The 23340-nt window shown below is 67.9% G+C and carries 20 protein-coding genes; 8 read left to right on the top strand and 12 right to left on the bottom strand.

Translation table 11 applies throughout. The features are described from left to right. Nucleotides 1-26 precede the first annotated feature (26 nt). The 3 genes from kdsA to glmS all read left to right on the top strand — a co-directional run bounded on the left by kdsA (nt 27) and on the right by glmS (nt 4367). On the top strand, nt 27-872 hold the full coding sequence (kdsA, locus tag Q0C57_RS13230; protein ID WP_296576901.1) for a 3-deoxy-8-phosphooctulonate synthase: 846 nt from the start codon (nt 27-29) through the stop codon (nt 870-872). A gap of 73 nt (nt 873-945) precedes the next feature. Further along, complete coding sequence (gene glmU, locus Q0C57_RS13225; RefSeq protein WP_296576900.1) at nt 946-2322, top strand: bifunctional UDP-N-acetylglucosamine diphosphorylase/glucosamine-1-phosphate N-acetyltransferase GlmU; 1377 nt, start codon at nt 946-948, stop codon at nt 2320-2322. A gap of 218 nt (nt 2323-2540) precedes the next feature. Next, the gene (glmS, locus tag Q0C57_RS13220; RefSeq protein ID WP_296576899.1) at nt 2541-4367 is read left to right on the top strand and encodes a glutamine--fructose-6-phosphate transaminase (isomerizing); all 1827 of its coding nucleotides are present in this window, start codon (nt 2541-2543) and stop codon (nt 4365-4367) included. Nucleotides 4368-4370: 3 nt separating this feature from the next. Here the strand turns inward: glmS and Q0C57_RS13215 are convergent, their stop codons facing one another. From Q0C57_RS13215 to topA, 7 genes are all read right to left on the bottom strand, one after another. Further along, nucleotides 4371-5546 (bottom strand): MFS transporter, encoded by a 1176-nt coding sequence (locus tag Q0C57_RS13215; protein WP_296576898.1) that lies wholly within the window; start codon nt 5544-5546, stop codon nt 4371-4373. A gap of 55 nt (nt 5547-5601) precedes the next feature. After that, nucleotides 5602-6294 (bottom strand): PepSY domain-containing protein, encoded by a 693-nt coding sequence (locus Q0C57_RS13210; protein WP_296576897.1) that lies wholly within the window; start codon nt 6292-6294, stop codon nt 5602-5604. Nucleotides 6295-6345: 51 nt separating this feature from the next. Continuing rightward, nucleotides 6346-6537: a hypothetical protein gene (locus Q0C57_RS13205; protein WP_296576896.1), complete on the bottom strand. Its 192-nt coding sequence runs from the start codon at nt 6535-6537 to the stop codon at nt 6346-6348. Between the two features lie 94 nt (nt 6538-6631). Further along, a complete protein-coding gene (locus Q0C57_RS13200; protein WP_296576895.1) occupies nt 6632-7378 on the bottom strand; it encodes an NUDIX domain-containing protein in 747 nt (248 codons plus the stop codon). Beyond that, complete coding sequence (locus Q0C57_RS13195) at nt 7375-7815, bottom strand: DUF983 domain-containing protein (protein ID WP_296576894.1); 441 nt, start codon at nt 7813-7815, stop codon at nt 7375-7377. Before Q0C57_RS13195 ends, Q0C57_RS13200 begins: the two co-directional genes overlap by 4 nt. Next, nucleotides 7812-10139 (bottom strand): ribonuclease R, encoded by a 2328-nt coding sequence (gene rnr / locus Q0C57_RS13190; protein WP_296576893.1) that lies wholly within the window; start codon nt 10137-10139, stop codon nt 7812-7814. Before rnr ends, Q0C57_RS13195 begins: the two co-directional genes overlap by 4 nt. A gap of 94 nt (nt 10140-10233) precedes the next feature. Continuing rightward, entirely contained in the window at nt 10234-12942 is a 2709-nt protein-coding gene (topA, locus tag Q0C57_RS13185; protein ID WP_296576892.1) for a type I DNA topoisomerase, read from the bottom strand. 199 nt (nt 12943-13141) lie between these two features. Between topA and Q0C57_RS13180 the strand changes: the two genes are divergently transcribed. Beyond that, a complete protein-coding gene (locus tag Q0C57_RS13180; RefSeq protein ID WP_296576891.1) occupies nt 13142-13426 on the top strand; it encodes a hypothetical protein in 285 nt (94 codons plus the stop codon). On the opposite strand, the gene dprA is transcribed toward Q0C57_RS13180, so the two are convergent. From dprA to Q0C57_RS13155, 5 genes are all read right to left on the bottom strand, one after another. Next, a complete protein-coding gene (gene dprA / locus Q0C57_RS13175; protein ID WP_296576890.1) occupies nt 13390-14529 on the bottom strand; it encodes a DNA-processing protein DprA in 1140 nt (379 codons plus the stop codon). The two genes, Q0C57_RS13180 and dprA, sit on opposite strands and share 37 nt — an antisense overlap. After that, on the bottom strand, nt 14526-15146 hold the full coding sequence (gene plsY, locus Q0C57_RS13170; protein ID WP_296576889.1) for a glycerol-3-phosphate 1-O-acyltransferase PlsY: 621 nt from the start codon (nt 15144-15146) through the stop codon (nt 14526-14528). Before plsY ends, dprA begins: the two co-directional genes overlap by 4 nt. 128 nt (nt 15147-15274) lie before the next feature. Then, entirely contained in the window at nt 15275-16576 is a 1302-nt protein-coding gene (locus Q0C57_RS13165) for a dihydroorotase (RefSeq protein WP_296576888.1), read from the bottom strand. An 11-nt stretch (nt 16577-16587) separates the two neighbouring features. Further along, nucleotides 16588-17538, bottom strand: a complete 951-nt coding sequence (locus tag Q0C57_RS13160) for an aspartate carbamoyltransferase catalytic subunit (protein ID WP_296576887.1) — start codon at nt 17536-17538, stop codon at nt 16588-16590. 46 nt (nt 17539-17584) lie between these two features. Continuing rightward, the gene (locus Q0C57_RS13155) at nt 17585-18241 is read right to left on the bottom strand and encodes an alpha/beta hydrolase (protein WP_296576886.1); all 657 of its coding nucleotides are present in this window, start codon (nt 18239-18241) and stop codon (nt 17585-17587) included. A gap of 231 nt (nt 18242-18472) precedes the next feature. Here Q0C57_RS13155 and Q0C57_RS13150 point away from each other — a divergent pair, with 231 nt between their 5' ends. From Q0C57_RS13150 to sufD, 4 genes are all read left to right on the top strand, one after another. Further along, complete coding sequence (locus Q0C57_RS13150; RefSeq protein ID WP_296576885.1) at nt 18473-19627, top strand: cysteine desulfurase family protein; 1155 nt, start codon at nt 18473-18475, stop codon at nt 19625-19627. A gap of 51 nt (nt 19628-19678) precedes the next feature. Next, nucleotides 19679-21151, top strand: a complete 1473-nt coding sequence (sufB, locus tag Q0C57_RS13145; protein ID WP_296576884.1) for a Fe-S cluster assembly protein SufB — start codon at nt 19679-19681, stop codon at nt 21149-21151. Nucleotides 21152-21221: 70 nt separating this feature from the next. Then, nucleotides 21222-21983 (top strand): Fe-S cluster assembly ATPase SufC, encoded by a 762-nt coding sequence (gene sufC / locus Q0C57_RS13140; protein ID WP_296576883.1) that lies wholly within the window; start codon nt 21222-21224, stop codon nt 21981-21983. An 8-nt stretch (nt 21984-21991) separates the two neighbouring features. Then, nucleotides 21992-23338: a Fe-S cluster assembly protein SufD gene (gene sufD / locus Q0C57_RS13135; protein ID WP_296576882.1), complete on the top strand. Its 1347-nt coding sequence runs from the start codon at nt 21992-21994 to the stop codon at nt 23336-23338. Nucleotides 23339-23340: the final 2 nt, after the last annotated feature.

Raw genomic sequence — 23340 nt, 5'->3', positions numbered from 1 at the left:
GATGCGGCGCGAGAAGGGACACAGTCGTGATTGCAGCTCTCGAACAGGCGACCGTCGATGTCGGCGGCGTGCGCTTCGGCAACCGCCTGCCGCTGACTCTCATCGCCGGCCCCTGCGCCATGGAAAGCCGTGATCACGCCCTGGAGGTGGCTTCGGCCCTCAAGGAGATCACGGCGCGGATCGGCATCGGCCTCGTCTACAAGTCCTCCTTCGACAAGGCGAACCGTACCTCCGGCAAGTCCTCGCGCGGCATCGGTCTGTCGGCGGCGCTGCCGATCTTCGCCGAGGTCAAGGAGCGGCTCGGCCTGCCGGTCCTCACCGACATCCACGAGATCGACCAGTGCGCGCCGGTGGCGGAGGTGGTCGACATCCTGCAGATCCCCGCCTTCCTGTGCCGGCAGACCGATCTTCTGGTGGCGGCAGCCGAGACCGGCCGCGTCGTCAACGTCAAGAAGGGCCAGTTCCTCGCCCCCTGGGACATGGCCAATGTGGCCGCAAAGATCCGCGAAGCCGGCAATTCCGGCGTCATGGTGACCGAGCGTGGCGTGTCCTTCGGCTACAACACGCTCGTCTCCGACATGCGGGCCTTGCCGATCATGGCCGAGACGACGGGCGCCCCGGTCATCTTCGACGCCACCCATTCGGTCCAGCAGCCCGGCGGCAAGGGTTCGTCTTCCGGTGGCCAGCGCGAATTCGTGCCGGTGCTGGCGCGCGCTGCGGTGGCTGTCGGCGTCGCCGGCGTCTTTATCGAGACCCATCCGGACCCGGACAAGGCGCCCTCCGACGGCCCCAACATGGTGCCGCTGAAGCAGATGGAGGGGCTTCTCGCGACACTCGTCGCCTTCGACCGGCTGGCGAAGGGCCTGGGGTGATCGGCCCGCATGGGCTTCATGCCGGTCGCAAAAGCCCTAGACTGCCGCGGATAGCCCGAATCGGACTTCACCCATGACCGAGCGCACCTGCCTCTCCATCGTGCTCGCCGCCGGCGAGGGGACGCGGATGAGGTCCGCGAAGCCGAAAGTCCTGCACGAGGTCGCGGGCCTGTCGATGGTCGGCCACGTGCTCCGCGCCGTGGCGGCGGCCGGCGGCACGGCGGCGGCGGTGGTGGTAGGGCCTGACCGCGACGACGTTGCGGCCGAGGCACGGCGGGTCAAGGCGGACGCGACGATCCATGTCCAGACCGAGCGGCTCGGCACCGCCCATGCGGTGCTGCATGCCGAGGCCGACATCGCCCGCGGCTTCGACGATGTCATCGTCGCCTTCGGCGATACGCCGCTGGTGACGCCGCAGACCTTCGGGCTGCTGCGCGCGGCGCTCGCGTCGGGCGCGGCGGTGGCGGTGCTCGGCTTCGAGGCGGCCGATCCCCTCGGCTATGGCCGGCTCGTGATGGAGGGCGGGTCCCTTGCCGCCATCGTCGAGGAGAAAGAGGCGAGCGAGGCCCAGCGCGCCATTACGCTCTGCAATGGGGGGCTGATGGCGCTCGCCGGCGGCACGGCGCTGGCCCTCCTGAAGCGCATCGGCAAGGCCAATGCGAAGGGCGAGTACTATCTGACCGATGCCGTGGCGCTCGCGCGTGCCGATGGCCTCGCCACTGCCGTCGTGCTGGCGCCGGAGGCCGAGGTGAGGGGGGTCAACGACCGCGTCCAGCTCGCCGAGGTCGAGGCCATCGCTCAAGGGCGCCTGCGCGAGACGGCGATGCGCGGCGGCGTGACCATGGTGGCTCCCGAGACGGTGTTCCTCGCCTTCGACACGGTGCTCGGCCGGGATGTCACGCTGGAGCCGCATGTGGTCTTCGGACCGGGTGTCACCATCGCCGACGATGTGACGATCCGGGCCTATTCGCATCTGGCGGGCTGCGTGGTGGACCAGGGCGCCATCCTCGGCCCCTTCGCGCGCATCCGGCCGAAGAGCCGTATCGGTGCCAAGGTCCATATCGGCAATTTCGTCGAGGTGAACCGCACCACCATCGCGGCGAAGGCCGAGGCGAACCATCTTGCCTACCTCGGCGATGCCACCATCGGCGAAGGCACCAATATCGGGGCCGGCACGATCACCTGCAATTTCGACGGTGCCGACAAGCATCCGACCATCATCGGACGCGACGTCTTCGTCGGCTCGAACTCAACGCTGGTGGCGCCGCTCGCCATCGGCGACGAGGTGCTGATCGCCGCGGGCTCGACCATCACGCTCGATGCCAGGGACGGGGCGCTGGTGTTCGGCCGGGCCAAGCAGGCCGGCCTGCCCGGCCGAGGCGCCGAGATGATCCGCGCCAACAAGGCGAGGCGCGCGGCGCGCAAGGCGCGGGAGCAGGGGAAGGGGTGAGGCCAGGTCCGCGCGCGCGGCAGACGGCACGCGTGCCGGCGCACCGCGACGGCCGCCCTTCCACGATGCAGGCTCTCCCTGTCTCACATCGTCACAGCAATTCATTCGCGACTGCGGGGGCCCGCCGTTAAACCCGCCTTGGTTTCTGCCGGCGTATAAGCGGCGGATTCGGACATCGTGCGGCGAAGCGCGGTGGCGGGACGTGGAGAACGACACGCATGTGCGGGATCATCGGCATTCTCGGCAAGGAGCCCGTGGCGGGCCAGCTCGTCGACAGCCTCAAGCGTCTCGAATACCGCGGATACGATTCAGCCGGCGTGGCGACGCTGGAGGGCGGGGTGCTCACCCGCCGCCGCGCCGAGGGCAAGCTGAAGAACCTCGAAGCCGTGCTGGCGAAGTCGCCGCTCTCCGGGACGATCGGCATCGGCCATACGCGCTGGGCGACCCATGGCGCGCCGACCGAGACCAATGCCCATCCGCACGCCTCCGAGGGGGTCGCCGTCGTCCATAACGGCATCATCGAGAATTTCCGTGAGCTCCGGCATGAACTTGAGGCCAAGGGCGTCGTCTTCTCCACCCAGACCGACACCGAGACGGTGGCCCATCTGGTCGGCCAGGGCATGAAGGAAGGCCTCAGCGCCGTCGAGGCGGTCGGCGCCGCCCTGCCGCGGCTGCGCGGCGCCTTTGCGCTCGCCTTCGTCTTCGAGGGCAACGAGAACCTTCTGATCGGCGCCCGCAAGGGCTCGCCGCTGGCGGTCGGTTACGGCGACGGCGAGATGTATCTCGGCTCCGACGCCATCGCGCTCGCTCCCTTCACCTCGGCGGTGGCCTATCTTGAGGAGGGCGACTGGGCCATCCTCGACCGCAATTCGGTGGAGATCCGTGACGAGGCCGGCCAGGTGGTGCAGCGGCCGGTGATCCGCTCCTCGGCGACCGCCTTCCTGGTCGACAAGGGCAACCACAAGCATTTCATGCTCAAGGAGATCTACGAGCAGCCCGAGGTCGTGGCCCGTACCACCGCCCACTATCTCGACATGGCGGCCGGCAAGGTGCGGCTGCCGGCGGATCTCCCCTTCGACTGGGCCGCCCTGCCGCGCATCTCGATTGCCGCCTGCGGCACGGCCTATCTCGCCGGCCTGACGGCCAAGTACTGGTTCGAGCGCTTCGCGCGCATCCAGGTCGACATCGATATCGCCTCGGAATTCCGCTACCGCGAGACGCCGATGGTCCCGGGTGGCCTGATGATCGTCGTCTCGCAGTCGGGCGAGACGGCCGACACGCTGGCCTCGCTCCGCTACGCCAAGGAGAACGGTCAGCACGTGCTCGCCGTCGTCAATGTGCCGACCTCGACCATTGCCCGGGAGAGCCACATCGTCATGCCGACGCTGGCGGGGCCGGAGATCGGCGTCGCCTCGACCAAGGCCTTCACCTGCCAGCTCGCCGTGCTCGCCTCGCTGGCGATCGCCGCCGGCAAGGCGCGCGGCTTCGTCAATGCGACGGAAGAGGACAAGCTCGTCCGCGCCATGATGGAGGCGCCGCGCTACATGAACGAGGCACTGCGGCAGGAAGACCATATCGCCGGCATCGCCAAGCTGCTGTCGAAGGTGCGCGACGTGCTCTATCTCGGTCGCGGCACCTCCTATCCCATCGCCATGGAGGGCGCGCTGAAGCTCAAGGAGCTCTCCTATATCCACGCCGAGGGCTATGCGGCGGGCGAGCTCAAGCACGGGCCGATCGCGCTGATCGACGAGGACATGCCGGTCGTCGTCATCGCGCCCTTCGACAAGGTCTACGAGAAGACCGTGTCGAACATGCAGGAGGTGGCGGCCCGCGGCGGCCAGATCATCCTCGTCACCGACGCGAAGGGCGCCGAACACGCCGAGGTGGAGACACTGGCGACCATCGTCATGCCGGACGTGCCGGCGACCATCGCGCCCATCGTCTATTCGGTGCCGATCCAGCTCCTCGCCTATCACACGGCGGTGGAGATGGGCACGGATGTCGACCAGCCGCGCAACCTCGCCAAGAGCGTGACGGTGGAGTGAGGTTCAGGCGCCCCGGCGGGCTCCGGCCATCCGGGCCACCACCACGGCCACATAGATCAGGAACAGGCCTGCGAAGGTCGCCATCAGCCCGTGCGGCGGCCACAGGTCCATACCGAAGCCGGCGAGCGGCGGGCCGATCATCAGGCCCGCCGAATACATGACCACGAAGGCGGCATTGGCCTGGGCGAGGTCGGCACCGCGGAAACGGCTGCCGAGATGGGCGAGGCCGACCGTGTAGAGGGCCGCGACGATGCCGCCCCAGACGAAGAGCAGGACGCGGAGCCAGCCGATCGGCAGCGTCACGAAGGTGGCGATCAGCATGCCCGCGGCGCCGACGATGCCGCAGGCGAGCAGCACCTTGCGGCGGTCGATGCGGTCGGCGATCAGGCCGATGGGGATCTGGAAGGCGAGGTTGCCGAGCGCCATCAGCGAGACCAGCGTGGCAGCCCCGGCAACGTCGAGGCCGATGGCCGTGCCATAGAGGGGCAGGAGGGCGAAGGCGCCGGTCTCTGCCGAGCCGAAGACCAGGGCGGCGAGGGTCGCGGCGGGGGCCGCCCACAGGAAGGTGACGAAGCCGGACGAGGGCTGGTCCTCGATCACCGGGATCATGGCGCGGGCCAAAAGGACCGGCAGCATGGCGAGGACGAGAAGGGCCGCTCCGGCGAAATAGGGGGCAGGACCGGCGGCGCCGAGCACGATCAGCACATAGGGACCCGCGGCGAAGCCGATCGACAGGGCGCTGGCATAGACGCCGAGCACGAGGCCGCGCCGGTGTTCGGGCGCCGCCGCATTGATCCAGTATTCGGAGAGGACGAAGAGCACGGTGAGGGCGAGGGAGAAGACGAAGCGCAGCGGAAACCAGGCCCAGATCGGCTCGACGACGAGAAAGGCCAGAAGGCTGACGCCGGCGAGGATCGTCGCCCCGACGAGCAGCGTATGGACGCCGAAGCGCCGGGCCCAACCGGAGATGAAGGGGGCGCAGACGATGGTGGCGACGCCGGCCATGGCCGTGTTCAGCCCGATCAGCGTGCGGGAGGCGCCCTTGGCATCAAGCGCGAAGGACAGCAGCGGAATGGACAGCGACAGGCCGATGCCGACGCTGGCGATGCAGGCGATCGCCGCGCCGAGGGAGACGAGGGTCTGACGCGTGAAGAGATCAGGGGCGGGCGCAGCGGTCATCAGGCCGCCTCCCATGAAGGCAAGACGCCTCGATGACAAGCGCCGATTGGCGGGATCAGGCCGGCGTGCCGACCGGAGCCGCGCTTGCCCTGAACGACCGCGGCCGGCGCTTGCGGAAGCGGCGGCGGGCCCAGATGACCAGGTCGGTCGCCATCAGCGCCACGAACGCGGTGGAGATGACGACATTCATCAGCGCCGACCACATGCCGGCGAAATTGCCTTCGTGCAGCAGACGGACCCAGTTGCGCGGGCCCGGCACGAGACCCTCGCGCGTCACCGCGAAGACGCGGTATTCGCCGCCGTCGACAACCCGGGCGAGGAGCCGGCCGGCCCGGCCACGGATCCAGACAAGGCCTGTCAGGTCGTGGGCGGCGCCGACCTGGCGGACCGCCTCGACCATGGTCATCGGAGCTGCGGCGGGCGTGGCCGGGGGCGTGCCGGTAAAGCTGATGCCCCAGGCGAGGAAGAGCCCGGTGAGCGGGCTGAGGACGAGCAGCGGCAGGAGGCCCCAGGCGACCCCCTTGTGCCAGCCCGAGACCGAGTTGGCGAAGCGCGGCCAGCCCATGGCGATGCCGAGCGCCATGAGCAGGATCATCGCCATGGTCGAGACATGGACGAGCCAGCCGAGGTCGAGCATCAGCGTCTCGTGCAGGACGCGGGAATAATAGAAGAGATTGGAGAGCGCGCCGTCCTCGGTGAGTTCGGCACCGCTGCTGACGTCGACGTCGATGATGTCGTCGGAACGCACGCCGCCGATCGACAGCCGCCCCTCATAGGCGCGGAAGGTGAGGGAGCGCGCCTAGCCCTCGGGATCGTGGCGGGCGAGCAGGTCGACCATCCGGTCGGCGGACAGCGTGCCGGGCGGGGCGGCGCCGATCTGCGCGGCCGGTTCGACGGACAGGATCAGCCCGGTGAGGATGATCACGGCGAGCGGCACCGCGAAGACGAGCGTGAGCCAACGGTGGAAGCGCAGCAGCCACGGCTTGACCATGTCAGACCCCATCTGCGGCAGGTCGCCGCAGCCATTCCCTGGATCACTTCTGATCAGGGGCCTTGCGTTGCCTCAAATCACGACTTCGCGATGATCAGGCGATGAGCTCGCGTCGGAATTCCTTGCGCACCATGAAGTAAAAGGGGACCGGAAGGAACTGCGAGAAGCCCTTGGCGATCCGGTCGCCGAGTTCCTCCAGCACGACGGTGGTGATGGTCGGCAGGTCCTCGTGCAGGGCCTCGTCGAGGGTCAGCCATTTCAGTTCGGTCAGCTCGGCATGGGGCCCGACGACGCCTTCCAGCCTGTGGGCGATCTGGTCGGCGTCGCAGGCGAAGAACCGTGTGTCGAAGCGCTTCGGTCGCCGCGGTGGGGTGATGGCACGGGCGACGAAGTGCAGAGATTCGAGGTCCGGAAAGACGCCATGGTCGGCGAAGGCCTCCCAGCCCTTGGGCACGCCGTCCGGTGCACCGGCGTCGCGGGTTCCGAGCAGAAGGCCGGTCTCTTCGAAGGTCTCGCGGATGGCGGTCAGGGCCAGCGAGCGGGCGCGCGACATCGAGGGCCGCTGGACGCGGGCCATCAGGCGGGCCTGGGCAAGGTCGTGCAGGGTGCCGAAGACCGGCATGGCCCGGTCGTTGGGATCGCGCCGGCCGCCGGGGAAGACGAATTTGCCGGGCATGAACTTGAGGTCGTCGCGGCGCTTGCCCATCAGCACCTTGGGTTTGGTGCCGGCCCGGTCGATGAGGATGAGGGTCGCCGCATCCACCGGTTTCTGGTTGGCCCAGCGCTGCTCGCGCTCGGTCTTGGTCAGGCGCTCGGCGAGAGCGATGCCCTTGTCACTCACTGGTTCTGTCCCTGCTGGCGTTCGTCGCCGAACTCGTCGAAGCCGTGCATGCGCATGGCCCACTGGTATCCCACGACGAGCCCCTTCAGGGGAGGCAGCAAAAGGAGGGACATGATCACGGTCAGCGGCAGCCAGATGGCGGCGTGGATCCACAGCGCCGGCTCATAGGCGAGCTCGAACCACATGAGCAGCGGGACGATGACATGGCCGACCACCATGATGGTGAGGTAGGGTGGGGCGTCGTCGGCGCGGTGGTGGTGCAGTTCCTCGCCGCAACGGTCGCAGACCGGCGCGACCTTCAGGTAGGAGGTGAAAAGCCGCGCCTCACCACAGGCCGGGCAACGGCAGCGCAGACCGCGTTTCGCCGCCGTCCAGAGGTTGCGTGACGGGCGCGCGACCTCGACGACAGGCTGACCGGTGAGGATCTGAACCGTCATTTGCGGCCCTTCTTCTTCCAGGGCGGCCTGGAGGGCTTGTCGCCCGGCCGCGCGCGCCGTCCGTCTGAAAAGCCGTCGTCGCGCTTCTTACGGCTTATGTGCGCTCCCCGTCCTGCCGCTGCAAGGCCGCTGCGGCCATCGCTCATCAGCTCGAATCGCAGGGCTCCGGCCACCGGAGCTGCCTCGACCAGCCGCACGGTCACCGTGTCGCCAAGGCGCCAGGTCTCGCCGGTCCGCGTGCCGACAAGGGCCTGCAGGCCCTCCTCGTAGCGGTAATAGTCGCCGCCGATGGTCGAGGCGGGCACGAAGCCGTCGGCGCCGGTATCGTCCAGCTTCACGAAGAGGCCGGAGCGCGTCATCCCGGAAATGCGGGCGCTGAAGACATCGCCGACCCGCTCGGAAAGATGGGCGGCGATGAGCCGATCGATCGTCTCGCGCTCGGCCGCCATGGCGCGGCGCTCGGCGGCGGAGATCTCGGCTGCGATCTCGGCGAGGGAGGCAGCCTGGCCGTCGGTCAGGCCGTCCGGGCCGAAACCGAGGGCGCGGATCAGGCCGCGATGGACGATGAGGTCGGCATAGCGGCGGATCGGCGAGGTGAAATGGGCGTAGCGGCGCAGGTTCAGGCCGAAATGGCCGATGTTCTCCGGATCATACTGGGCCTGCGACTGCGACCGGAGCACCACCTGGTTGACCAGTTCGGCGGATTCCGAGCCCCTGGCGCGCGCCAGGATCTGGTTGAAATTCGAGGGCCGGAGCAGTGCCGCCTTGGGCAGAGCGATGTCGAGCGTCTTGAGAAACTCCTTCAGCGACAGGAGCTTTTCCATGCTCGGTGCGTCATGGATCCGGTACATGCAGGGCGTGCGGTGCTTCTCCAGCGTCTCGGCGGCGCAGACATTGGCGAGGATCATCATCTCCTCGATAAGCCGGTGCGCATCCAGCCGCTGCGGGATCACCACCCGGTCCACTGTGCCTTCCGGCGTCAGCACGATCTTGCGCTCGGGCAGGTCGAGGTCGAGCGGCTCGCGGTCGTCGCGGGCGCGCTTCAGCGCCGCATAGGCGTCCCAGAGCGGCCTGAGGACCGGCGCGACGAGCCCGTCGGTGGTCTCGTCGGGATGGCCGTCGACGGCGGCCTGGGCCTGGGCATAGGCGAGCTTGGCGGCCGAGCGCATCATGATGCGGTGGAAGCTGTGTGTCTTCCGCCGGCCGTCGGCGCGGATGACGACGCGGCAGGCGAGGGCGGGGCGGTCCTCGTGGGGCTTCAGCGAGCACAGGTCATTGGAGATGCGCTCGGGCAGCATCGGCACGACGCGGTCGGGGAAATAGACCGAGTTGCCGCGCACTGCCGCCTCGCGGTCGAGCGCGGTGCCGGGACGCACATAGGCGGCGACGTCGGCGATGGCGATGGTCAGGATGAAACCGCCGGCATTGTCTTCGGACGCATCGGGCTCGGCGTGGACGGCGTCGTCGTGGTCCTTGGCGTCCGGAGGGTCGATGGTGACGAGGGGGAGCTTGCGCCAGTCCTCGCGCCGCCCGACGGCCACGGGCTCGGCCTTTTCGGCTTCCGCCAGCGTGTCGGCGCGGAAGACATGGGGGATGCCGTGCACCTCAAGCGCGATGAGCGAGACGGCGCGCTCCGACTTCAGGTTGCCGAGGCGCTCGCGCACCTTGGCGACCGGCGGGCCGAAGCGGGAGGTGCGCACGATGTCGACGGCGACGAGATCGCCGTCCCGGGCATCGCCCGAGGCCTCTTCGGGGATGGCGAGTTCGCGGCCGACACTCTTCTTGTCGATGGGAAGCAGCCGGCCACCATGGCCGGGAACGGCGCGGAAGACGCCGATGGTGCGCGAGCGCCCGCGTTCCAGGATCTTCATGACCCGGCCGACGGGTCGCGGATCGTCGCTGGGGGCGCCACCGTCCGACAGGCGCAACAGCGCCCGGTCGCCGAGGCCGGGCACCGGATCGCCGGGGCGCGGGCGATGCGGCACGGCGATGACGATGGCGGGAGGTGCGCCGTGCTCGTCCTCGTCCCATTCGGCGGGCGTACCGACGAGGTCGCCGTCGGCGTCCCGGGTGAGGATGTCGACGAGGATGACCGGCGGCAGGGCGCCGTGTTTCGACAGCCTGCCGCGGCCCTTGGCGACGAGGCCTTCGTCGACGATGTCTTTCAGCAGCGCCTTCAGCGCCGTCTTCTCGGCGCCGTGCAGGCCGAAATGGCGGGTGATCTCGCGCTTGCCCACCCGGCCCGCCTGACTGGCGATGAACGCCAGCACCTCGTCGCGCGAGGGCAGGGTGGAGGGCGATCCGGTCTTGGCTCTGCGGGGCAAATGACGTCCAGGTCAGGCCGACGCGACAGCGGACGGCGTGGTCAGGCTAGCCGATCGGCGGATTCGGGGAAATGCCGAAGGCGCAGGCCCATCCCTACGCCTTCGGCCTGGCGGCCTTGGGCTTCGAAGCCGTCTTGGTCGTGGCCTTGGCCTTGGCGTCGGACGCCTTGGCCGCGCCCTTCGCCGCGGTCTTTGGCTTGGCCGGTGCCTTGGCGGCCACCTTGCCGCGGGCTGGCGGCTTCTTGCCGGATCCGGCGGTTTCGGCGCGCGCCGCGAGCAGCGGCACGGCCTCCTCCATGGTGAGAGCAGCGGCGTCCTTGCCCTTGGGCAGTGTGGCGTTGACCGAGCCGTGTTTCACATAGGGGCCATAGCGGCCGGCCATGACGGTGACGAGGCCGCCGAGGGTCGGGTGCTCGCCGAGCTCGCGGCCGGCCGGGGCGCTGCCGCGGCCGAACCGGCTCTTGGCGCCGCTTTCCTTGGCGATGACGAGATCGATGGCGCGGTTGGCGCCGATCGCCAGCACGTCGTCGTCCTTTTCGAGATTGGCGTAGGTCTTCTCGTGCTGGACATAGGGTCCATAGCGGCCGATGCCGACGAGGATCGGATTACCGCTTTCGGGGTGCCTGGCCACTTCCTTCGGCAATTCAAGCAGGGCGAGCGCCCTTTCGAGGTCGAGGCCGGCCGGTGTCATGCCCTTGGGCAGCGAGGAGCGCTTCGGTTTCTCGCCCTCGCCGAGCTGCACATACGGGCCGAAGCGGCCGTCGCGCACGGTCACTTCGAGGCCACTCACCGGGTCGGCGCCGAGCTTGCGCGTGCCGTCGGCGCCGGCTGAGGCCGGACCCTCGCCGTCGGAATCCGGACCAGGGGCGGCGAGCTGGCGGGTGAAGCGGCATTCGGGATAGTTCGAGCAGCCGATGAAGGCGCCGAACTTGCCGAGTTTCAGCGACAGGGCGCCGGTGCTGCAGGCCGGACAGGCGCGCGGATTGGTCCCGTCGCCCTTGTCGGGAAAGATGTGCGGGCCGAGGCTGTCATTGAGCGCGGAGAGCACGTCCGAGACGCGCAGTTCCTTGGTCTCGTCGATGGCGGCGGCAAAGTCCCGCCAGAAGTCGCGGAGCAGAGCCTTCCAGTCGAGCTCGCTGTTGGAAACGAGGTCGAGCTTCTCCTCCAGCGCGGCGGTAAAACCGTATTCGACATAGCGCTCGAAGAAATTCTCCAGGAAGGCGATGACCAGGCGGCCCTTGTCTTCCGGGACGAGGCGCTTCTTGTCGATCTTCACATAGTCGCGGTCCTGCAGGGTCTGCAGCGTCGAGGCATAGGTGGAGGGCCGGCCGATCCCGAGTTCCTCCATCCGCTTGACGAGGCTCGCCTCGGAATAGCGCGGCGGCGGCTCGGTGAAATGCTGGGTCGTGGCGATGGCCCGGCGGGCGAGCTTCTCGCCGACGGTCATGGCCGGCAGGCGCTTGGCGTCGTCGTCGTCGCTGTCGTCGTCGCGGTCCTCGGTGTAGAGGGTCAGGAAGCCGTCGAATTTCACCACCTGGCCGGTGGCGCGCAGCTCCAGCTTGCGACCCATGGACGACCCGAGGCCGCCGACGGTGGCGTCGATATCCACCGTGGTGCGCTCCAGTTCGGCGCTCTCCATCTGCGAGGCGACGGTGCGCTTCCAGATGAGTTCGTAGAGGCGCGCCTGCTCGGGCTCCAGGAAACGGGCGACATCGCGCGGATGGCGCCGGGCATCGGTCGGGCGGATGGCCTCGTGGGCCTCCTGGGCGTTCTTCTGCTTCGACGAGTACTTGCGCGGGGAGCCCGGCACGTAACGGCCCCCGAAATCCTTACCGATGAGATCGCGGATCGCAGCGACCGCCTCCGGGGCGACGTCGACGCCGTCGGTTCGCATGTAGGTGATGAGGCCGACCGTCTCGCCGCCGATATCGGTGCCTTCATAGAGGCGCTGGGCCACCTGCATGGTGCGCGCCGGGGCGAAGCCAAGCTTGCGGCTGGCCTCCTGCTGCAGCGTCGAGGTGGTGAAGGGCGCGTAGGGGTGACGCCGGGCGGGCTTGGCCTCGACGCCCGACACGGCGAAATGGGCCTCCGCCAGGGCCTTTTCGAAGGCCCGCGCCTCGGCCTCGGTGCCGACGTCGAGCCGCTGGATCTTCTGGCCGTCGGCGCCGACGAGGCGGGCCTCGAAGCCTTCGCCCCGCGGTGTCGCGAGCGTCGCGACCAGCGACCAATATTCCTTTTTGCGGAATCGCTCGATCTCGGCTTCGCGCTCGCAGACCAGCCGCAGCGCCACCGACTGGACGCGGCCGGCGGAGCGGGCGCCTGGGAGCTTGCGCCAGAGCACAGGGGACAGGCGGAACCCGACGAGATAGTCGAGGGCGCGGCGGGCGAGATAGGCTTCGACCAGCGCGGTGTCGATCAACCGCGGCGCCGCCATCGCCTCCTGGACCGCCTGTCTGGTGATCGCGTTGAACGTCACGCGCTCGACCGGCATGTCCTTGATCACGCGCTTTTCCTTGAGCGCCTCGAGCAGGTGCCAGGAAATAGCCTCTCCCTCGCGATCGGGGTCGGTGGCGAGGATGAGTTTGTCGGCGCCCTTCACCAGCTTGGCGATCTCGCCGATGCGCTTGGCGCCGCGGCCGTCCGCTTCCCAGATCATGGCGAAATCGGCATCGGGATCCACCGACCCGTCCTTCGGCGGCAGGTCGCGCACATGGCCGAACGAGGCGATGACCTCGTAGTCGGATCCCAGATATTTGTTGATCGTCTTGGCCTTGGCCGGCGATTCGACGATAACGACGTTCACGGCCACGCGCCTTTGCCCCTCGGAAATGTCGGCTCGCCGATGATGCGGTGCCACAAGTCGGCCGGAACATGGGCACAAGGCCGCGCCAAGTCAAATGGCCGTCGGAATGCACGTTTATAATGCATCTTTCATTGACATAAACTAAAGGTTGTACATACCGTCCGTTACACAGGTGGACGTCTCGGGGCGGGAGTGGTGCATGTCGAGCCGTGGCGGACGGCGCTGGACCGGATCGCGCGATGTCCGGGATGGGGGCTCTGCAAATGCGCCGCCGCATGTCCGACGGGAGGAGCTTGCCGCCTATCTGGCCAAGCTCGCTGGGGAAATGGTGGACCTCGCCCGCGCCGCCGACCTGCATCTTCTTGCCTATCTCGCCGATATGACGCGGCTTGAGGCCGAGCAACAGGCGCGGCTGATGCGTCGCGACGGCCGTGCCGGACTGCCGCCTCAGAGCAGCGAGACCCGGCCACCGGGATCGCGGTGAAGGCGGCCGGCCAGTTCGAGTTCCAGAAGCGCCACGCGCACCGCCGCCGCGCCGAGCCCCGAGGCCCGGACGATGTCGTCGGGCGTCACCGGCACCGGCCCGAGCAGGGCGAGAATGCGTTGGCGGCCGTCGTCGCCGGGATCGGCTTGCTGCATGTCGTGCTCGTCCTCCTCCAGCGCCGCGTCGTCGGGCGGGCGGGCGAGAATGGGGTTAAGCACGGCAAGGACATCATCGACCTCCGTGACGAGCGTCGCGCCCTGCTTGAGGAGACGATTGGTACCTTCGGCCCGCGGGTCGAGCGGCGAACCGGGGACGGCAAAGACCTCGCGGTTCTCCTCCAGCGCCAGGCGCGCGGTGATGAGCGAGCCCGAGCGCTCCGCCGCCTCGACCACGATGACGCCGATGGACAGGCCGGCGATCAGACGGTTGCGACGCGGGAAATCACGGGCGCGCGGCTCGTGGCCCATAGGCATTTCGCTGATGGCCGCGCCGGCATGCAAGAGCCGCGTCAGGAGCGGTTCGTTGTCGGCGGGGTAGACCTGGTCCTGCCCGCCGGCGAGGACGGCCACCGTACCGGTGGCCAGGGAGGCCTCGTGGGCGGCGGCGTCGATGCCGCGGGCGAGGCCCGAGACGGTGGTGAAACCGGCCTGTCCAAGGCCGCGGGCGAGGAGCGCTGCCATCTTGATCCCGGCGATGGAAGCGTTGCGCGAACCAACGAGGCCGATCATCGGCCGGGACAGGCAGGCCAGGTCGCCGCGCAGGGCGATCAGCGGCGGGGCGGAGGCGATGCGGCGCAGGCGGTCGGGATAATCGCGCTCGCCGATGGCGACGATGCTGACGCCGAAGGCCGCGGCACGGGCCATTTCCCGTTCCGCCTCGGCGAGGCTGACGATACGGATGGAACGCCCGCCGCCGCGGCGCGAGAGTTCCGGGATGGCCTCCAGCGCAGCGCTGGCGCTGCCGTAGATATTGATCAGTTCGCGGAAGGTGCGGGGGCCGACATTTTCGGACCGGGCGAGGCGGAGCCAGTCGAGTCTCTGTCGATCCGTCAGGCGGATCGCGGCGGTGGGGCGTGCGAAGAGGTCGTCGCCCGGCGTGTTCATCCCGGCGGTTTCTCGCTTTTGGCGCCGATGCGGCTCTCGGTGCCGGCCAGGAGCCTGCCAATATTCTCGTGATGTTTGGCAACGAGAAGGACCGTCATGGCGGCAACAACGGCGACGGTGGGCCAGCCGAGGCCGGCGACGAACAGGATCACCGGTGTGGTGATGCTGGCGGTCAGCGCCGCCAGCGAGGAGAAGCGGAAAGCATAGGCCATGGCGATCCAGATCGCTGCACAGACGAGGAAGGTCGGCCAGTGGATGGCGACGAGAATGCCGAGGAAGGTCGCCACGCCCTTGCCGCCCCTGAAGCCGAGCCAGACCGGGAACACATGGCCGAGGAAGGCCCCGAACCCGGCGGCCAGCGCCGCGGCGGGATCGAACATGCCGGCGATCAGCACGGCCGCCGTGCCCTTGAGCCCGTCGAGAAGGAGCGTCGCCGCCGCGAGCTTGCGGTTGCCGGTGCGTAGCACGTTGGTCGCGCCGATATTGCCCGAGCCGATGGCACGGATGTCGCCAAGACCGGCGCTGCGGGTCAGAACCAGGCCGAAGGGGATCGAGCCGAGGAGGTAGCCGAAGCCGAGGGCGGCGATGAGCACGGGGAGGGATGCGGCGGCGAACATGGGGCGGGCACCGGAACGGGGAGGACAGGCTAGAGCCAATTTGTAGTCAAAGGCCATGCCTTCGGCGCGCGGAGACAGGGCTTTGCACGAAAAAAGTGTGGCCGCATGCCTTCCGCGACCGTCCGGCGTCAGTCGGCGAGGGCGTGGACGGTGCGCCCGCCGACGATGGTGCGCAGGACACGGCCGCTCATGCGCGCCTCGTCGAAGGGCGAGTTCTTGCACTTCGACCTGAGGTCGTCGCGGTCAAGCACCCATGGCGTGTCGAGGTCGAGGACGATGAGATCGGCGGGCGTGCCCCTGGACAGCGTGCCGCCGGGCAGGCGAAGCAGCGCGGCAGGCGCCGTCGACAGGGCCTTCAGCAGGGCTGCGAGCGGCACCAGCCCGGCATGGACCAGACGCAGGGCCGCCGGCAGCATGGTCTCGACGCCGACCGCCCCGGGCATCGCCTCGGCAAAGGGCAGGCGCTTGGTCTCGACATCCTGCGGATCGTGGTCTGAGACAATAACATCGATCGTGCCGTCGGCGACCGCGTCGGCAAGGGCGAGGCGGTCATCCTCGGTGCGCAAGGGCGGCGTGAGCTTGCAGAAGGTACGGTAGCTGCCGATGTCATTCTCGTTGAGGGTGAGGTGGTTGATCGTCACCGCCGCGGTCACGGGCAACCCCTCATTCTTCGCCCGGGCGATGATGGCGAGCGAGTCGCGGCAGGTGATCGCGGCGGCGTGGTAGCGGGCGCCGGTGAGCTTGACGAGGCGCAGGTCGCGCTCGAGCATGATCGTCTCGGCCTCGACCGGGATGCCGGTGAGCCCCAGTCGCGAGGCGAATTCCCCTTCGTTCATGACGCCTTCGCCGACCAGGGCCGGGTCCTCGGTGTGATGGACGATGAGGGCGTCGAAATCGCGCGCATAGGTCATGGCCCGGCGCATCACCAGGGCGTCGGTGACCGAGCGCGCCCCGTCGGTGAAGGCGACGGCGCCGGCCTCCTGGAGCAGGCCGAATTCGGTCATCTCGCGGCCGCCGAGCTTCTTGGTGATGGCCGCCATGGGATGGAAATGGACGATGCCGGTGTCGCGGGCGCGGCGCAGCAGGAAGTCGACGATGGCGGGATCATCGATGGCCGGGTCGGTCGCCGGCTGGCAGACCAGGGTGGTGACGCCGCCCGCTGCCGCGGCCGCCGTCGCCGAGGCGATGGTCTCGCGGTATTCGTAGCCAGGCTCGCCGACGAAGCAGCGCATGTCGACGAGGCCGGGCGCCACGACGCGGCCGCCGCAATCGACGATCTCGGTGCCCTCGGGCGCGGTTCCGGCGGCGAGGTGCGGGCCCGCATCGGCGATCAGGCCGTCCCTGACCAGAAGGCCGCCGTGACGTTCGGTGCCGGCCGCCGGATCGATCAGCAGGGCATTGGCGAGAAGGAGAGGGCGCTGTGCGGTCATCGGCAGGGCCCTCACGCGTTTGGCAGGTTGCGGGCGAGGGCTTCCAGCACAGCCATGCGCACCGCGACGCCCATCTCCACCTGCTCGCGGATCAGCGACTGGGCGCCGTCGGCGACGGCGGTGGAGATCTCGACACCGCGATTCATCGGGCCGGGATGCATCACCAGCGCGTCCGGTTTGGCGTAGCGGAGCTTGGCCTCGTCGAGGCCGAAATAGTGGAAATATTCCTGGACCGACGGCACGAAGGAGCCGTTCATCCGCTCCCGCTGGAGGCGCAGCATCATGACGATGTCGACGTCCTTCAGGCCTTCCTTCATGTCGCGGTAGACCTCGACGCCGAGGCGCTCGACGGCGGCGGGCAACAGCGTCGAGGGGCCGATCGCGCGCACGCGCGCCTGCATGGCGTTGAGCAGGATGATGTTGGAGCGCGCCACGCGCGAATGCAGGATGTCGCCGCAGATGGCGACCGTCAGCCGCTCGATCCGGCCCTTGTTCCGGCGGATCGTGAGGGCGTCCAGCAGGGCCTGGGTGGGATGTTCATGGGTGCCGTCGCCGGCATTGACCACCGAGCAATCGACCTTCTTCGCCAGCAGTTCGACGGCCCCCGACGCGGCATGGCGCATGATCAGGATGTCGGGATGCATGGCATTGAGGGTGAGCGCCGTATCGATCAGCGTCTCGCCCTTCTTGATCGAGGACTGGGCCACCGACATGTTCATGACGTCGGCGCCGAGGCGTTTGCCCGCCAGTTCGAAGGAGGACTGGGTCCGTGTCGAGGATTCGAAGAACAGGTTGATCTGCGTACGGCCGCGGAGCGACGTGCGTTTCTTCTCGACCTGTCGGTTGAGGGTGACGAATTCCTCGGCAAGGTCGAGGAGGCCGGTGATCTCGGCGGGGGAAAGCCCCTCGATCCCGAGCAAGTGCCGGCGCTTCAGCACGAAGGACGAAGGATCCTGGGTCATAAGCCCCGGGCTTTAAGCGGAGTCGGACGACCCCGCAAGCGCCGTCTCACTCCGCCGCGTCCTGTTTCCCCAGCCGCTTGTCGAGATAACCGCCGACGATCTCCATCAGCGGGTCGACGGTGTTCTCGAAGAAGTGGTTGGCGCCGGGCACCACCTGCTGCTCGATGATAATGCCCTTCTGCGTCTTCAGCTTCTCGACGAGGCCCTGGACGGCCGTCAGCGGCACCACCGCATCCTTGTCGCCATGGACGATGAGGCCGGAGGAGGGGCAGGGCGCGAGGAAGGAGAAATCGTAGAGGTTGGCCGGCGGGGCGATGGAGATGAAGCCCTCGACCTCGGGACGGCGCATCAGGAGCTGCATGCCGATCCAGGCGCCAAAGGAGAAGCCGGCGATCCAGCAGGTTCGTGCCTCCGGATTGATCGCCTGGGCATAGTCGAGCGCCGCGGCTGCATCCGACAATTCACCGACGCCGTGGTCGAAGGCACCCTGGCTGCGACCGACACCGCGGAAATTGAAACGCAGAACGGAGAAGCCGCGGTTCACGAACTGATAGTAGCAATTGTAGACGATCTGGTTGTTCATCGTGCCGCCGAACTGGGGGTGCGGGTGCAGCACGATGCCGATGGGGGCGGAACGGACCTTGGCGGGATGATAGCGCCCTTCGATCCGGCCTGCCGGACCGTTGAAGATGACTTCAGGCATGGATAATCCTCGTCATGGGGCCCCATTCGACATTGAAACCCTCCGGTTGACGGCGATTTCGATGGAGTTCCGACCTTGACAGGGCGGCAGGGCAACTCTAGAGTTTAGAATAATTCTAAACGCCTTCCCGCCGGCCCTCAGGGGGTCTGGCCGAGTTTGGCGGTTCGGGGACGGGCCTATAGCACGAACCCGACATCCAATGCCAAGTTTTTCCGACAGGGCCTCTCCCCGATGACCCGCGTCTATCTCGACCACAATGCCACGACGCCGCTTCGCCCCGAAGCGCGCGCGGCCATGGTTGCGGCGCTGGACGTCACGGGCAATGCCTCTGCGGTGCATCGGGACGGGCGCGCGGCCCGTCGCATCGTCGAGGAGGCGCGCCGATCGGTCGCGGCCCTGGTGCAGGCCGATCCGCGCTGCGTCACCTTCACCTCCGGCGGCAGCGAGGCCGCCGCTACCCTGCTGACACCCGGCTTCGTCGCGCCTCATGGCGCGCCGGATCCGTTTTCTCGCCTGATCGTGTCGGCCGTCGAGCATTCCTGCGTGCTGGCCGGTGGCCGGTTCGCCGCCGGGGCCATTTCTGTCTGTCCGGTGGACGGCACGGGCCGCGTCGATCTTGCCCGTCTCGCCGATCTCCTCGCTGCCGAGGGGGGGCGGGCCCTCGTCGCCGTGATGGCGGCCAACAACGAGACCGGCGTCGTCCAGCCGCTGGCGGAGATCGCCGCGCTGTGCCGCGCCCACGGAGCGGCGCTGGTCGTCGATGCCGTGCAGGCGCTCGGCAAGATGCCGCTCGATCTCGCCCGGCTCGATTGCGATGCGTTTTTCGTGTCGGCCCACAAGATCGGCGGTCCGCAGGGCGTCGGTGCCATCGTCACCGCGTCGGAGGCCGTCCTTTTCCCGCCGCTGGTGCGTGGCGGCGGCCAGGAGGGTCGCCGGCGGGCCGGGACCGAGAATATCGTCGGCATTGCCGGCTTCGGTGCCGCGGCCGCGGCGCTGGTCCCGGACATGGCTGCCGAGCTGCAACGTCTTGCCGCACTCCGCGACTGGCTGGAACGCGAAATCGTCACTATTTCGGAGTCGAGCCGGGTCGTCGGCTTGTCAGCGGAGCGTCTGCCCAATACGAGCCTGACGGTCCATCCGGGCCTTGATGGCGAGACCACGGTGATCGCCCTCGATCTTGCTGGTCTTTCGGTGTCGACCGGGTCGGCCTGCGCCTCCGGAAAAATCGCTCCCAGCCACGTGCTGGCGGCGATGGGACTTTCGGTGACGGAAGTCCGCTCGGCGCTCAGGGTGAGCCTTGGCTGGACGACGACGCGCGTTGATGTGGAACGGTTCGTGACGGCTTTCGCCGCTCACGCGAGAACGATCGCGGCACGCGCCGCGTGACGGAATGCCAACCTGCGGCCCTTGAAGCCGCGTGGATGTGAGGAGAAGGCCATGCCCGCGGTTCAAGAGACCGTCGAACAGGTCCGTGCGATCGATGTCGACCAGTACAAGTACGGGTTCTCGACCGATATCGAGATGGAGCTCGCCCCCAAGGGCCTGTCCGAGGACATCGTCCGCTACATCTCGGCGCGCAAGAACGAGCCGGCCTGGATGCTGGAATGGCGGCTCGACGCCTATCGCCGCTGGCTGACCATGCGCGAGCCGGACTGGGCGCGCGTCGACTATCCGCAGATCGACTTCCAAGACATGTATTATTACGCCGCGCCGAAGTCGAACGCGGCGCCGAAGTCGCTCGACGAGATCGACCCGGCCATCCTCGAAACCTACAAGAAGCTCGGTATCCCGCTGCGCGAGCAGGAGATTCTCGCTGGCGTCGCGCCGGAGAACCGCATCGCGGTCGACGCCGTCTTCGACAGCGTCTCGGTGGTAACGACCTTCAAGGAGGAACTGAAGAAGTCCGGCGTGATCTTCAGCTCGATCTCCGAGGCGCTGCACGAGCACCCGGAACTGGTGAGGAAATATATCGGGTCTGTGGTGCCCACGACCGACAACTACTACGCGACGCTGAATGCCGCGGTCTTCTCCGACGGCTCCTTCGTCTATATTCCGCCGGGCGTGCGCTGCCCGATGGAACTGTCGACCTATTTCCGCATCAACGAGCAGAAAACCGGTCAGTTCGAACGCACGCTGATCATCGCCGACAAGGGCTCCTATGTGAGCTATCTGGAAGGCTGCACCGCTCCGATGCGTGACGAGAACCAGCTTCATGCGGCTGTGGTCGAGCTGATCGCCCATGACGATGCCGAGATCAAATATTCCACCGTCCAGAACTGGTATCCTGGCGACTCCCAGGGCAAGGGCGGCATCTACAATTTCGTGACCAAGCGCGGCGACTGCCGCGGCGCCCGGTCAAAGATCTCGTGGACGCAGGTCGAGACCGGCTCGGCGATCACCTGGAAATATCCGAGCTGCATCCTGCGCGGCGACGACAGCCAGGGCGAGTTCTATTCGATCGCCGTGTCGAACGGCGCCCAGCAGGTCGATTCCGGCACCAAGATGATCCATCTGGGCAAGAACACCCGTTCCCGGATCATCTCCAAGGGGATTTCTGCCGGCCGCTCGCAGAACACCTATCGCGGCCTCGTCTCGGCCCATCGCCGCGCGACCAATGCGAAGAACTTCACCAATTGCGACTCGCTGCTCATCGGCAATGCCTGCGGCGCGCATACGGTGCCCTATATCGAGAGCAAGACGGCCTCGGCGGTCTTCGAACACGAGGCGACCACCTCGAAAGTGTCCGAGGACCAGATGTTCTACTGCATGCAGCGCGGGCTAACGCAGGAAGAGGCCATCGCCCTCATCGTCAACGGCTTCGTCAAGGACGTGCTCCAGCAGCTCCCGATGGAGTTCATGGTGGAGGCCCAGAAGCTGATCGCCATTTCGCTCGAAGGCTCGGTCGGCTGATCCAGCCGACCCACCCCCGCTCCTTTTCGCCGCGCCGGCGCGGCCCGTCCGTGATCGCAAGGACCACCCCATGTCGCTCCTCGAAATCAAGAACCTGACCGCCAAGCTCGCCGAAGAAGACAAGCAGATCCTCAACGGCCTCAATCTGACCGTCGAAAAGGGCCAGGTCGCCGCCATCATGGGCCCGAACGGTTCGGGCAAGTCGACGCTGTCCTATGTCCTTGCGGGACGCGAGGATTATGAAGTGACGAATGGCGAGGCGCTGCTCGACGGCGAGAACATTCTGGAGCTCTCGCCCGACGAGCGGGCCGCCAAGGGCCTGTTCCTGGCCTTCCAGTATCCGATCGAGATCCCCGGCGTCGGCCAGATGACCTTCCTGAAGGCGGCCTTGAACGCGCAGCGCCGCAAGAACGGCCTCGACGACATGCCGACGCCGGAATTCATGAAGCTGGTCAACGGGCGCGCCAAGGAACTCGGCATCTCGCAGGACATGCTGCGGCGTTCGGTCAATGTCGGCTTTTCCGGCGGCGAAAAGAAGCGCAACGAGATCCTGCAGATGGCGCTGCTTCAGCCGAAGCTGGCCATTCTCGACGAGACTGATTCCGGCCTCGACATCGACGCCTTGAAGATCGTCGCCGACGGCGTCAACGCCATGCGCTCGCCCGACCGCGGCTTTGTCGTCATCACGCATTACCAGCGCCTGCTCGACTACATCAAGCCGGACGTGGTCCATGTGCTGTCGGCCGGGCGTATCATCAAGACAGGCGGCCCGGAACTCGCCCTCGAACTCGAGGCCAAGGGCTATGCCGATATCGTCGGCAAGGCCGCGTGAGCATGGTCATGAACGCCATTACCCCCATCCGAACCCCTGCCGAACAGGCTCTGATCGGTGCTTTCGGTGCCCTCCGCGACAGCAGGCCAACCAGCGCCGCGCTCGAGGGCCTGCGAATCGACGGTTTTGCGCGCTTCGAGGCCAGCGGGCTGCCGCATCGGCGCGTCGAGGACTGGAAATATACCGACCTGCGCGTCCTCATGCGCGAGGCGCGGCCGCTGGCCGTCGCACCTGACGCCTCAGTCCTGCTGGCGGCGAAGGTCGCCCTCGGCCGGCTAAAGCGGGTCGGCGGCAGCCGCATCGTCCTGGTCGACGGCTTCCATGTGCCGGACCTCGCCGATGGCGGGGCGCTCCCCGAGGGCGTCACCGTGTCGGACCTCGCCGCGGCCATGGCACAGCGGCCGGAGATCGCGGCGCTGGTGACCGGGCAGCCGGCGACGCGCGCCAATATCGCCTTCGCGCTCAACAATGCCTTCCTCACCGACGGCCTGCTGATCGAGGTGGCGCCGGGCACCGAGCTCGGCCATGCCCTAGACCTCGTCTCGATCACCTCGGACGGCGCGCCGCGCCTCGTCACGTCGCGCGTCGTCGTTGTGGTGGGGGCCGGGGCCTCGGCCGGGATCGTCGAGACCCATTGCGGGCCGGCCGGCGTCGAGTACCAGAAGAATGTCGTCATGCAGGTGGTGGTGCACGACGGGGCGACGCTCGAGCACGGGCGGCGCCAGGTCGAGGGCGACCAGGCCCTGCACCTCGCCACCCTCGAGGCGAGCGTCGGTGCCGAGGCGCATTTCGACTCGCTGACCCTCACGACAGGTGCCGCGGTGTCGCGCAGCCAGCTCTTCGTGCGCTTCGCCGGAGAGCATTCCAACGTGACGCTGCGCGGCGTGTCGATGCTCAAGGGCCGCCAGCATGCCGATACGGCGCTGGTGATGGAGCACGCCGTGCCTCATTGCCAGAGTCGCGAGACCTTCAAGCACATCCTCGACGGCGAGGCCCACGGCGTCTTCCAGGGCAAGATCATCGTCCAGCCGGTCGCCCAGAAGACTGACGGGCGGATGATGAGCCAGACGATCATGCTGGCCGAAGGTCCGTCGATGGACAACAAGCCCGAACTCGAGATCTTCGCCGACGATGTCGCCTGCGCCCATGGCTGCACCTGCGGCGAACTCGATGCCGACCTGATGTTCTACCTGAAGGCGCGCGGCATCCCGCACAAGGAGGCCGAGGCACTGCTGGTGGAGGCTTTCGCCCGCGAGGCGATCGAGGATTTCGGCGCGGGACCGCTCGCCGTCGTCGAGGAACTGCGCGAGGCCATGCTGACCTCGGTGACCGACTGGATGCGCGCGAGGAGCTGAGC

Source organism: Phreatobacter sp., assembly GCF_022843985.1.
GTDB lineage: Bacteria > Pseudomonadota > Alphaproteobacteria > Rhizobiales > Phreatobacteraceae > Phreatobacter.
The sequence above is the reverse complement of the archived record's forward strand: the minus strand, read 5'-3'. Positions and strand labels throughout refer to the sequence as shown.

Excerpts from the sequence above, each read along its gene's own strand:
- glmU (WP_296576900.1), top strand. The coding sequence starts at position 946 with ATGACCGAGCGCACCTGCCTCTCCATCGTGCTCGCCGCCGGCGAGGGG.
- glmS (WP_296576899.1), top strand. The coding sequence starts at position 2,541 with ATGTGCGGGATCATCGGCATTCTCGGCAAGGAGCCCGTGGCGGGCCAG.
- Q0C57_RS13215 (WP_296576898.1), bottom strand. The coding sequence starts at position 5,546 with ATGACCGCTGCGCCCGCCCCTGATCTCTTCACGCGTCAGACCCTCGTC.
- Q0C57_RS13205 (WP_296576896.1), bottom strand. The coding sequence starts at position 6,537 with ATGGTCAAGCCGTGGCTGCTGCGCTTCCACCGTTGGCTCACGCTCGTC.
- Q0C57_RS13195 (WP_296576894.1), bottom strand. The coding sequence starts at position 7,815 with ATGACGGTTCAGATCCTCACCGGTCAGCCTGTCGTCGAGGTCGCGCGC.
- Q0C57_RS13180 (WP_296576891.1), top strand. The coding sequence starts at position 13,142 with ATGTCGAGCCGTGGCGGACGGCGCTGGACCGGATCGCGCGATGTCCGG.
- dprA (WP_296576890.1), bottom strand. The coding sequence starts at position 14,529 with ATGAACACGCCGGGCGACGACCTCTTCGCACGCCCCACCGCCGCGATC.
- plsY (WP_296576889.1), bottom strand. The coding sequence starts at position 15,146 with ATGTTCGCCGCCGCATCCCTCCCCGTGCTCATCGCCGCCCTCGGCTTC.
- Q0C57_RS13165 (WP_296576888.1), bottom strand. The coding sequence starts at position 16,576 with ATGACCGCACAGCGCCCTCTCCTTCTCGCCAATGCCCTGCTGATCGAT.
- Q0C57_RS13160 (WP_296576887.1), bottom strand. The coding sequence starts at position 17,538 with ATGACCCAGGATCCTTCGTCCTTCGTGCTGAAGCGCCGGCACTTGCTC.
- Q0C57_RS13155 (WP_296576886.1), bottom strand. The coding sequence starts at position 18,241 with ATGCCTGAAGTCATCTTCAACGGTCCGGCAGGCCGGATCGAAGGGCGC.
- Q0C57_RS13150 (WP_296576885.1), top strand. The coding sequence starts at position 18,473 with ATGACCCGCGTCTATCTCGACCACAATGCCACGACGCCGCTTCGCCCC.
- sufB (WP_296576884.1), top strand. The coding sequence starts at position 19,679 with ATGCCCGCGGTTCAAGAGACCGTCGAACAGGTCCGTGCGATCGATGTC.
- sufC (WP_296576883.1), top strand. The coding sequence starts at position 21,222 with ATGTCGCTCCTCGAAATCAAGAACCTGACCGCCAAGCTCGCCGAAGAA.
- sufD (WP_296576882.1), top strand. The coding sequence starts at position 21,992 with ATGAACGCCATTACCCCCATCCGAACCCCTGCCGAACAGGCTCTGATC.